The sequence below is a fragment of the Endozoicomonas sp. genome, from assembly GCF_051008435.1.
Lineage (GTDB): Bacteria > Pseudomonadota > Gammaproteobacteria > Pseudomonadales > Endozoicomonadaceae > Endozoicomonas_A.
Map to the genome: position 1 here is coordinate 1 of NZ_JBPCXO010000233.1, position 10,885 is coordinate 10,885.

At 46.8% G+C, this 10,885-nt stretch carries 11 protein-coding genes and 1 tRNA gene; 8 read left to right on the forward strand and 4 right to left on the reverse strand.

What is annotated here, in order from left to right; translation table 11 throughout:
* The first annotated feature begins 52 nt into the window (after positions 1-52).
* Positions 53-664: a LysE family translocator gene (locus ACR2PX_RS12000; protein ID WP_433999591.1), complete on the forward strand. Its 612-nt coding sequence runs from the start codon at positions 53-55 to the stop codon at positions 662-664.
* Between the two features lie 47 nt (positions 665-711).
* Here ACR2PX_RS12000 and ACR2PX_RS12005 read toward each other — a convergent pair whose 3' ends face one another.
* Positions 712-1,521, reverse strand: a complete 810-nt coding sequence (locus tag ACR2PX_RS12005; RefSeq protein WP_433999592.1) for a metal-dependent hydrolase — start codon at positions 1,519-1,521, stop codon at positions 712-714.
* Entirely contained in the window at positions 1,514-2,026 is a 513-nt protein-coding gene (locus tag ACR2PX_RS12010) for a hypothetical protein (protein WP_433999593.1), read from the reverse strand. Before ACR2PX_RS12010 ends, ACR2PX_RS12005 begins: the two co-directional genes overlap by 8 nt.
* A gap of 167 nt (positions 2,027-2,193) precedes the next feature.
* On the opposite strand from ACR2PX_RS12010, the gene ACR2PX_RS12015 reads away from it, so the two are divergent.
* Positions 2,194-3,189 carry an AraC family transcriptional regulator ligand-binding domain-containing protein gene (locus ACR2PX_RS12015; protein ID WP_433999594.1) on the forward strand — a complete coding sequence of 332 codons (996 nt, stop codon included), beginning with the start codon at positions 2,194-2,196 and terminating at the stop codon, positions 3,187-3,189.
* Between the two features lie 2 nt (positions 3,190-3,191).
* Here the strand turns inward: ACR2PX_RS12015 and ACR2PX_RS12020 are convergent, their stop codons facing one another.
* Positions 3,192-4,424 carry a GGDEF/EAL domain-containing response regulator gene (locus ACR2PX_RS12020; protein ID WP_433999595.1) on the reverse strand — a complete coding sequence of 411 codons (1,233 nt, stop codon included), beginning with the start codon at positions 4,422-4,424 and terminating at the stop codon, positions 3,192-3,194.
* A 313-nt stretch (positions 4,425-4,737) separates the two neighbouring features.
* On the opposite strand from ACR2PX_RS12020, the gene ACR2PX_RS12025 reads away from it, so the two are divergent.
* Entirely contained in the window at positions 4,738-5,676 is a 939-nt protein-coding gene (locus ACR2PX_RS12025; RefSeq protein ID WP_433999596.1) for a universal stress protein, read from the forward strand.
* 38 nt (positions 5,677-5,714) lie between these two features.
* On the opposite strand, the gene ACR2PX_RS12030 is transcribed toward ACR2PX_RS12025, so the two are convergent.
* Positions 5,715-6,164, reverse strand: coding sequence for a c-type cytochrome (locus ACR2PX_RS12030; protein WP_433999597.1), 450 nt, complete (start codon positions 6,162-6,164; stop codon positions 5,715-5,717).
* A 524-nt stretch (positions 6,165-6,688) separates the two neighbouring features.
* Between ACR2PX_RS12030 and ACR2PX_RS12035 the strand changes: the two genes are divergently transcribed.
* The 5 genes from ACR2PX_RS12035 to ACR2PX_RS12055 all read left to right on the forward strand — a co-directional run.
* Positions 6,689-6,763: transfer RNA gene (locus ACR2PX_RS12035), tRNA-Arg, on the forward strand.
* Positions 6,764-6,844: 81 nt separating this feature from the next.
* Complete coding sequence (locus ACR2PX_RS12040) at positions 6,845-8,584, forward strand: hypothetical protein (protein ID WP_433999598.1); 1,740 nt, start codon at positions 6,845-6,847, stop codon at positions 8,582-8,584.
* A 386-nt stretch (positions 8,585-8,970) separates the two neighbouring features.
* Positions 8,971-9,576 (forward strand): N-6 DNA methylase, encoded by a 606-nt coding sequence (locus ACR2PX_RS12045; protein WP_433999599.1) that lies wholly within the window; start codon positions 8,971-8,973, stop codon positions 9,574-9,576.
* Positions 9,566-10,522, forward strand: coding sequence for an HsdM family class I SAM-dependent methyltransferase (locus tag ACR2PX_RS12050; RefSeq protein ID WP_433999600.1), 957 nt, complete (start codon positions 9,566-9,568; stop codon positions 10,520-10,522). The genes ACR2PX_RS12045 and ACR2PX_RS12050 overlap by 11 nt, the downstream gene beginning before the upstream one ends.
* Before the next feature lie 78 nt (positions 10,523-10,600).
* Positions 10,601-10,885: hypothetical protein (locus ACR2PX_RS12055; RefSeq protein ID WP_433999601.1), on the forward strand; the 285-nt coding region annotated here is incomplete at its 3' end.

The window sequence follows — 10,885 nt, forward strand, 5'->3', positions numbered from 1 at the left end:
AGCGGAACAATTATGAACACAAGCTGATGCTGTAGATTAGACTGCAAAGTGTATGAAAACTGTACTCTCTTACCAAAAGTACAGCCTGCTCGCTCATTACCTCAAAGTTAAGCGGGACTTAAGGAATAATGTCATGATCATGACATCGGGTATGAATCATGGTACCCGGCAGAGCCTGCCTCATTTTTTAGGCATCTGTCTGGGCTTTCCTTTGATGGTACTGTTTGTGGGTCTGGGGCTGGGAACCGTGTTTGATCTATTTCCAGCTCTTCACGATATCATTAAAGTGTTGGGGGTTGCTTACCTTCTGTATCTTTCCTGGATCATTGCAAAGTCAGCACCTGCTGATTTAAATGGTGCTAAGACCAAGCCTCTGACTTTTTTGCAGTCAGCCCTTTTTCAATGGGTTAACCCTAAAGCATGGATCATGGCAACAGGAGCTATTGCTGCTTATACGACAGTGTCGGATGCTGTGTTCCAGCAGGTTCTTGTCATTGCGCTGGCATTTTTTGTAGCATCTATTCCCTGTGTGGGCGCCTGGCTGTTTTTTGGTGTGCGTCTTAAAAAAGTGTTGCAGCAACCTTCTTATCAAAGAGCGTTTAATATCACTATGGCTCTTTTATTGGTGGCGTCTATTATCCCGGTCATTAATGAATTGATTTGAAGTGAATACCCCGGAGCCAGCTTTTCTGAGCGGGTTCCGGAGGTGGTTTATTGTGTTGAAGTTATAGTGCTTTTTATTGGGTAGTATTTAGACAGAATGGTATGTATTCGATCATCTATCACCAGTCTATGAGGTGAATACCAGGGCGGCAGGGTGCTCATATATTGTCCCAATAGCGGCCAGAAATACTGCCTGAATACACTCTTCCTTTTCTCGTGGGTTTCAAGCTCGTTCCAGAAGCATTGTGCAAACCTGAACAGATATTTAAACAAGTGAGCTTGAGCGTAGGTGCTGAAAAAGATTCTATGCAGATAGTGTCCTTTGAACGCATGGTAAATATCGTAGGCCACAGTTCGGTGTTCTATTTCTTCTGTCAGATGCCATTCCATAATACCTTTCCATCGGTCATCGATATTTATCATGGTGTTGTTTTTAAAACCCCAGATCGATATGGCGCAGGTAGCGGATTCAAACCCTTCCGCATAGGAAAGATTAAAGTTCAGGCTTCGGGTGTTGCTGAAGTAGCGATAATCTTCCTCAAGCCTGGCCTCCTGACTTAATAGTTTCTTTCTGTTTTCTTCACTCAACTTGGTTCTCAACAGTTCATTCAGTTCGTCATGAGCTCGGAAATGGTTGGCTTCCTGTTGAGAAAACTTTAAAAGATCATCCAATACATTGGGATCTTTAATTTCCTGTTTCGCACGACTCATAGTTCTGACCAGGTAGCGTTCTATTTGCGGAGCGATAATGCTAACGGTACAAAGAAAGGCTGAGTAGAGTTTGTCGCCAGCGTCCGGAGTCAGAGGAAGGTCATTGGGGAAAGTAAACTCCGGCTGTCTTATGGTCAGTTTATCCATGATGCCTTCCTGAAGATTTTTGTGGGGATTTTTTTATCAGTGTCAGCAGACGAAGCAAGGCGTATATGCCTGTGAAAATAGCGATCCCAGCCGTTAAAAAGGCAATCATGTCGAATACATTTCCCTGCCCAAACTGTTCGCTGTGAAAGGCAAGACCACGGTTAGTACCCAGGATTCTGGCCAGATAAAAAATGATATTGCCCCATACCGTGATTATCAGGGCGTTACTGATTCTCCTGACTGTTACTGGATCAGGGCTGAGCAAAGAAAGTGACAGTGCCAGAGCAATGGCGAACAGACCATTCAAGATTGGCCCCGTGTGTGCCCCTCTCCATAAGGAAGGATCTCCTGGAATTTTCAGAGGCAGGTTTTCAAAAGGCCCCAAGGGGATTTCTGAAAGGATGTTGTACATCAGGCCAAAACCGGCAAGAAGGCCGATCAGAATGGCAAGTAGACCATGAAAGATCACTTTTTTTTGATGATATGGAATGGATTGTTCAGACATAGGCCGTCACTCTTGTTGTTCTAATTTGTGTGAGTGACTGAAATAATAACGCTGTGAGGCATCAAGTCAGATTTCATTGAGTGACAGAATGATGGTCATTAAATGACAAGTTCCTTACTATTCAGATTATGAAAACAACAACAGCCTGCTCCACAGCTTATGTGAAAATGTATCTGAAGCTTTCGGGGATCAGAGCGAACGAATTGCTGGCAGGGACAGAGCTTCAGGAAAAGGATCTTGAGGTTCGGGAGTCTATTGCAGTCAGAGATCATGTTGTTCTTATGCACAATCTATCTCGTTATGCTTCCACTCCGGCCTGGGCGGCCCTTCTGGGCTCTCAGTTAAATATCAACAGTCATGGTGCATTGGGGTTTGCCGCCCTGAGTGCTCCCACTCTGGGTGAAGCATTAAGCGTCATGGCTGATTTCCATAGTACGAGATTGGCCTCTTTTACTGCGGAATTGGCGATAAAAAGTGGGCGAATCCATATCGCTATCAAAGTGCTGGAAGGTGATAGTCTTTATCAACAATGGATTTCAGAAAGTGTCCTGAAGATTCTCCAGTCTCTGGTTCTCACCATTGCAGGTCATTCAGAGAACCATAAGCTTTCATTTCATTTTGCTGGCCCCAAGCCAGATTACTTCCTGGAGCTACAGTCTATTTTTGGTGCGGATTGTTATTTTGAGTCAGGTTTCACTGGTATGGAACTACCAGCTTCCTGGTGGGCAATGCCTTCACCTCTCCATGATGAAGGGAGCTATCGAAGCAATTTGTCCAAATGCCTTGAGCGAGCAGCTTTGAGTAGTCATTCCCAGAATACTCTTCAGCAGATTGAAAGCCTTCTAATGCAATATTTTGATCAGGAAATGTCATGCCCAGATTCCAGTCAGGTACTTCCGGATTTATCGTATCTGGCAAAGAAACTCTGTTTGAGTGAAAGAACCCTGATTCGACGATTGGCCAGAGATGGAAGTTCCTACAAAAAAGTACTGGGGCAGCTACGTATGCAGTATGCTGAGTCTTTGTTACTTCAGAAATCACTGTCTGTAGCGGATGCAGGGTTTACTCTGGGATACTCTGACCCGGCTAATTTCAACCGTGCATTTCGCAAGTGGTTTGGAAGTAGTCCTGCGGTCTGGCGACAACAGAAGGCTGCCAGATAGTCTTAAAGAGCAGACTTTGGCGGCGTGATGGGTAATTGGCTCACCCAGCTTCTTTCCCACTCTTTCAATTCGCTCACAGGCATAGGTTTGGCAATAAAGTAGCCTTGAGCCATATCGCAGTTTAAATTGTCCAGAAGCTGCCACTCCCCGATGGTTTCGACCCCTTCTGCCACCGTGCTCATTTTCAATGTGTGTGCCAAGCCAATATTGGCTTCAATGATGGCTTTTCGAGTCTTATCGCTACAAGCTCCCTTCACAAATGAGCGATCAATCTTGAGCTCTGAAAAAGGAATGCGGTTGAGTTGTTGCATACTGGAATAGCCAGTACCGAAGTCATCGATGGATAATGAGAAGCCTTTCATCTTGAGTCTGGCCAGGGACTCCAGGGCTTTGGCAGCATTTTGGATCAGGCTGCTTTCGGTGATCTCAAGGATCAGCAGCTCGGGAGCCAGCCCATTAGCTCTGATCTTTTCAAACAGTTGATCGGGTAATGAAGTATCGGAAAGGACAATGGCTGAAAGATTAACGGCCACGGAAATAGCCCTGCCCTCATTTTGCCAGTATTTGATTTGCTCGATAGCTTGATCGAACAGCTTATAAGTGAGTTTTGTGATCAGGCCGGTACTTTCCATCAAGGGAATAAAATGAGCGGGACTGATGAGTCCGATACTGGGATGGTGCCAGCGGCAAAGGGCTTCAGTGGCCACCAGGCGTCCACTGTGAACCATAACTTTGGGTTGGTGATAGAGTTCGAACTGATCGTTCTCAATAGCCTCTTCCAGCTCGGCCTCGCTAAAGTCGAGGGATTGTACTTCCTGTCTGGGGGCAACATCTGGCTCGTCACCAAAGTACAGCTCCATCAGTTCTCTGAGGCGTTCCAGCGAGATGGGCTTGGGGAGTGTTCCCAGTACTTTCAGGCCATGTTCTACCGCCAGATCCTCGACGGTACGAATAATGGAGGGCTCCAGAGCACTGGCAAGAATAATGGCTTTGGCGAGGTTTCGGTCGGCCAGGTGTCCAAGAAACTGGATACCATCCATACCAGGCATATCGAGGTCACAGATCACTATGTCGGCGTTAGAGTTCTTTTCCAGTTTCTCCAGCGCCTGGTAGCCGTCGGAAGCCACCATTAATTGGCTGACACCCAGTCCTCTGACGGTTTGCTCTGCGACCATTCTTTGAAAGTCATGGTCTTCTACAATCAGAATGCTGAGGTCACCGAATGTTCCATTCATGCTGGAGTCCGTTATCCGCTTTTAAAGAGAGACTTTTTCTGTGCGCCAGTCTGTCCCTGAGGCCCATTTTATGAGGGGTATATTACAAGGGTAGACCGATGAGAGAGGGCTTCTCTGATAAAAGTTCTATACCGCTGCCTGTCATTGTCCCCATTTTGCTCAAAACCTCAGGCAAAAAGCTCAGAGACTGCAATACTTCCACCAGTTACATCGTAAGGCTGAAGCATTCAGGGTTCATTTTTTGAGTCTATTTATTGTTTTCACTGAGTTTCAGATTCTGCTCAAGACACTGATCCGATGAGGGGGGTTGAGTATGCACGCTTTCAAAACCGTTATGATCACCATCACCAGGAGCCATACCAGTGAGCTCGAGTTGAGACAGGCTTTCAGGCTAGTGGCTGATAATAACGCCAGACTGGTCATTGCCTTCTTTGATCAAAGTCTTGAAGTGATGCGCAAGCTCCAGTTCATTCCATTGGAAGGCAAGCTGGAAGCCGCGATGAGAAAACAACTGGAGCTTGATGCAGAAAAAGTAAAGCATCTGGCCTGGGAAGAGGGAATTGATGCGCAGGTGCATATTGTTGCCGGTAAACCCCGGCAGCTCATTTCAGGCTTGATTGATGAATTTGGTGTGGATCTGGTGGTCAAGCTGGCGGACCCCTGTGGGGCTCTGTCTCGTAATCAACTGACTGGTAATGATTTGGCTTTGCTCAGAAAGTGTCCGGTGCCGGTGCTGATGATGGCCTGTCGGGATCAGTTGCCTGATTTTACTGGCAGAATTCTGGTGGCGGTCGATGTAGGTGATCCAGACAGTGATGCGTTAGCCCTGAACAGAAATCTGTTGCTCCATGGCCATTATCTCAGCAGTCAGGAAGCAGCAGAGCTGCATGTGGTGACTGTCTGGAATCTGCCGGTGAACAAGCCGGCTTTGCGGATGCTGGGCGATGAGGAAGTCTATGACCTGCAGGAAAGTACCCATCAACGTTACCAGCAGAGGTTGAGTAAGGCGCTGGCAGGTGCCGGGATTGATCCAGAATCAGAGAAGGTAAAAGTTCATCTGCTAAAGGGCAATGCCGCCAGGGAAATACAGAACCTTGCCAATGAGATTAATGTGGACCTGATCGTGATGGGGACTCTGAGCCGACATGCTCAGGGGATGCTGATGGGGAATACTGCAGAAAACATTCTCAACAATATCTATTGCTCAATTCTTGCTGTAAAACCTGATGGTTTTGTCAGTCCACTGGCTTGAACCAGTGGACTTCAACAGCCTTGAGCGTATAAAACGTATCAGGGCTTAAGGCCACTCATGAATTCGATAGCGGTGCTGATCTCTTCGTCAGAGCAGTCCATGCAGGTGCCTTTAGGAGGCATGCTGCCAATACCGTTGATGGCATTGCCCAGCAGTTTGCTGAAGTCTCCCGCTGCAGACAGTTTGGTGTCCCAGGCAGCCTTATCATCTTTCTTGGGAGCACCAAGAAGGCCGCTAGTATGGCAGGCAGTACAGAACTGGTTGAAGATCTGTTCACCGGAACGAGGACCGCTGGTGGTGCTTACGGTAGCGCCGACATTAGCCGCACACTCTTCACCTTCTTCACACACAGAGCCAATGGGAGCGATTCGCTCGGCTACTTCTTTACGGGAAATTTCATCCAGCTCAACAGGCTTGGCAAACGCCAGGATGGAAAACAGACCCCCGACCAAGGCAATTAACGTACGTATTTGAGTTACCCGAGACACTCACTTATCCCCTATATCGACAAAGGCCTGCTGCACCATGTGTTCAGCCAGTGGCACATCATTCAAGTCACCTGGCACGATGGCTACGGCAGACTCCTCAACGCTTATTCTGTTTATGGTTACATCTTGTGGGCCTGAATAAACCATTACGATGGATTTATTAACTGTGTGCTCAGGACACCTGTAACCGAATTGTTCTTAAGCATCGCGGATTATAGAACAATTGAGGGAGGTAAAACAGCGCTTTCCTTGCAGAGTCTTTACGCAAAGGAAGGTGATTTATAGGCAGTTGACTGACCGGACGAAAGCTGTTCAGCTGGGACTACCCGTGGCTAAAACCGTTTTTGCGGCAAAAAGCCATAGACAGGCAGGAGGCTGATCAGTAATATTGGCCTCCGCTGAAAGTCTGTGTATAAGTACGGCTTTCCAGCACCCGTAGCTCAGCTGGATAGAGCGCTGCCCTCCGAAGTCTAATCGGAGGTCTAACTCATAGTTCCAGCCCTGTCGAAGCTACGTTAGTGAATGCTCTCGTGGTGTAACGGATAACACGCGGCCCTCCGGAGGCTGAGATTGGGGTTCGATTCCCTACGAGAGCGCCACCTACTGGCTTGATGTACATCGATTCACCATCCTTTCAGGGTCGTGCAGTTGGGGTACATCCACTATATGGCTTCATATCCATGTCTGATTTGCATCAAGCGATATCATTAGAGACAGTTGATACTCTGAAAAAACGATATGTCACTTTTTGCGGGGTCAAACCCAAACAGATCCGCAAAGCCTGGTTAACGGATGCATTGACCAATGGGTTGTCTGACCGCTCTTTGCTAAAACCTTATTTGCAAACGCTTTCAGAGTTGGAACTGGCTTTTGTTCAGGAAGCCGTTTTTAACTACAATGGTCTGATTGAAAAAACACGGTTTGAGGCTAAGTACGGGCAGTTTCCAGAAAAGCCCAGAGGAAGCGGGTTTTTCTATTATGGATCGGAGCTGTCCGAACCTGTTGAACCCTTTTTTTATCCTCAGGATAAGTACGGGGCACTGAAAATTCCGGATGCACTGAGGTCTTCTTTAAAGCAGTTAGTAGATAAGCCTGAACCTGACGTTCTCCAAACCGCTGTATTGCCAGACCCTTTGCCGGATTCTCATAAAGTTTATGAGCGTGAACGTCTGACACTGAGTGAGCTTCGCTCGTTGCTGATACTGCTTCAGGATAAACAGATAAAGGTCAGCGAAAAAACAGGCGTAGCCTCTTCTGCCACCCTCAGGAAAGTGTCAAAAGATACTCATGAATACTATGAAACCTCTTCTTGCAAAGAGGCCTCGGGTATGGAGTCCATTGTATCTTATGGGTGGCTCAGGTTGCTCGGTAACAGCAAGCTCAGCAAACACTCAAAAACAACCCTGATTCCGGCCAAAAAAGCGGGTGACTGTACTGCGGATACAATAAAAGAAATTTGGGATCAGTGGGTGAAAAATCGCACCCATGACGAGTTCCGGCGTATCGATAATATCAAAGGACAAACCGGTAAAGGTAAGCGCTTTTTTACGGATGTTGTGGCAAGAAGGCAGGTCGTTATCAGCGCTTTGAAAGAGTGTGAGGTCAATGCCTGGGTTTCTTTTGAGGATTTTTCCAGATTAATGTTTATCTCCGGCACCGAGCTGGAAATAACCAAAGAACCAGAATATCTCTATATTCATAGCCCCGGTTATGGGGAATTCTACAGTGCACCCTGGGATATTATGGAAGGGCGTTACTTACGCTGTTTTTTAGTAGAATATGCAGCCACACTTGGATTAATTGATGTGGTCATGGTGCCACCTGATATCGATGGTACATATTATGATGATTTCGGTGACATGGAATGCCTGAGTCGTTATGACGGGCTGCAGTTTTTCCGGCTCACTTCTCTCGGTGCTTATGTGTTAGGGCTGGCTGATAGTTACCGGTCAGGAGAAACGGATACCACTGAAACAATGCTGACTATCCACCGTCAAGGACGAATTGTATTTGATGAAAACCCAACACCATGGGAATCTCGCTTTTTATCTCTTTATGCTGATCAAGATAAACAAAATGTCTGGAAACTGTCCCGTAGAAAAATTATGGAAGCTTTACAGGTAGGTGGAAGCCTTGATGAACTAAAAACATTTCTGCTGGACAGAGAGGATCAGCCATTTCTACCAGAAGATTGCGAGAGCCTGTTAAAACAGGCTGAAGCCCATCGTGACGGGGTGAAAATTCAGGGAGAATACTTGATAGTGACCTGTAAAAGTCAGGCAATAGTCGATCTGGTTGTCAATGACAAAGCATTGTCCAAATGGTGCCAGCGATTGGGTAAGTTGCAGATAGTCATTCCTGCGAATAAAGAAAAGAAGTTCAAGGGCAGTATCAATGCTATGGGAATTGGGTGTTCCTGAGCGTCTTGTAGCAAGCATTGTTAATTACTGCGATTGGGCAGCACGGAACCCGATACGGGTGACCTTTATAATTTACCATGGGCTACGGCCAGCACAGGGAATCTATAGGGGGGAACCATTTTCGTCGAAAGTCCATTTTCTGAAATGGGACTCTCGGGGATTCATGTTAATATTTCCTGCATTATTTGTTTATCCGATAGAGCCACCCTCAACATATTGCTCTATTCGTAAAGACAGCCAACCTGTTTCGATTGCTTCCGAGAATGCTTCCCTATGGATCAGAGTGCTCATAACAAGCTTGTTTCCTTTATCTGGTCAATTGCTGACGACTGTCTGCGTGATGTGTATGTCAGGGGCAAATACCGGGACGTAATATTGCCCATGGTGTGCTGCGTCGTCTGGATAGCCTGTTGGAGTCGACCAAAGAGCAGGTACTGGAAGAAGTTACTTTTCAAAAGAATGATCTTGGCCTGACGGAGCTGGATGACGCGGGACTGAAAGACGCTTCTGGATATGTCTTCTACAACACCAGTAAGTGGACCCTCTCTCAAATTTGTCAGACGGCTACCAACAATCAGCAAATCCTGCTGGCTAACATGGAAGACTACCTACAGGGTTTCAGTGCCAATGTGAAGGAAATTATCCGTCGCTTTAATCTGGAGTCTCAGATTGAACATATGGCGCGTAAAGACGTATTGCTGGACGTACTGGAAAAATTCACATCACCCTTGATCAATCTGACTCCAAACGACGCAGAAGACCCGGACGGTAATAAACTGCCACCTCTGAGTAACCTGGGTATGGGTTATGTTTTTGAGGAGCTGATTCGCAAGTTCAACGAAGAGAACAACGAAGAAGCGGGGGAGCACTTTACGCCCCGTGAAGTGATTGAGCTGATGACGCACCTGGTGTTTGATCCGGTCAAGAAGAACCTGCCACTCACGCTCAGTGTTTACGACCCTGCCTGCGGAAGTGGGGGGGATGCTCACTGAATCCCAGAATTTTATTGAAGAAAAATACCCTGCTGAAGGTGGCATTCGAGATATTCATCTGTTTGGTAAAGAGATCAACGACGAGACTTATACGATCTGTAAGTCCGACATGATGATCAAGGGCAACAATCCAGAGAATATCAAAGTGGGCTCCACGCTCTCTATCGACGAATTTGCCGGAGAGCGCTTTGACTTTATGCTGTCCAACCCTCCCTATGGGAAAAGCTGGAGCAGTGATCAGAAGTACATCAAAGATGGCTCCGAAGTAATTGACCCACGTTTTCGTGTCAGCCTGAAAGATTATTGGGGAAGCAGTGAGTCTTACGATGCGGCACCAAGATCCAGTGACGGTCAGTTACTGTTTCTGATGGAAATGGTCAGCAAAATGAAACCGCTGGCAGGCGCTACTGATCACAAAAGCGGGGGCTCTCGTATCGCATCAGTTCATAATGGTTCCAGCCTGTTTACCGGAGATGCGGGCAGCGGTGAAAGCAATATCCGCCGTCATATTATCGAGAACGATCTACTGGAAGCCATTATTCAGCTGCCCAACAACCTGTTCTATAACACCGGCATCACCACTTACATCTGGCTATTGTCTAATAACAAGACAGAGAAACGTAAGGGCAAAGTGCAGTTGATTGATGCCAGCCAGCTATTTAGAAAGTTGCGTAAAAATCTGGGCGACAAAAACTGCGAATTTTCACCAGAGCATGTGACGCAGATCATAGCGAACTATCTTGAACTGGCTGAAGTGAGTCGGGATGAAAAAGAAGGTTCATCTAAGAAAATAGCTTCCCAGGTCTTCGATAACACTGATTTTGGTTACTACAAAGTCAACATCGAACGCCCTGACCGCCGTAAAGCACAGTTCTCCACTGAACGTATTGAGCCCCTGCGTTTTGATAAATCACTGCGAGAGCCCATGGAGTGGGCTTACAGTTAATGGGGAAGTAGGGTTTATCAACCTGCTTTTATGGAGAGGCATGAAAAGAGGCTTCTGGATTGGTGTGAAGAGAATGACTTGAATCTTAACGCCAAAAGCCGAAAAAGGCTGCTGAGTTCTGCCCCTTGGTTAAACTGCCTTAAGTTGGTAGAAGCGGCCAGCAAACTGATGTCGATAATCGGCGAAGAAGAGTTCTGCGATTTCAATCGGTTTAAAAAGCGGGTTGATCAAGCCTTAAACTCGATTCTGCAGTTTTTAGCGTTTGACGAAGGAAGATTCTTGTGGACTGCGGAACCAGTCTACTACTGTGACTCTTGTGCCAAGCCTAGCGAGGTACAATCAACATCACAGCAGCAGGCTGGC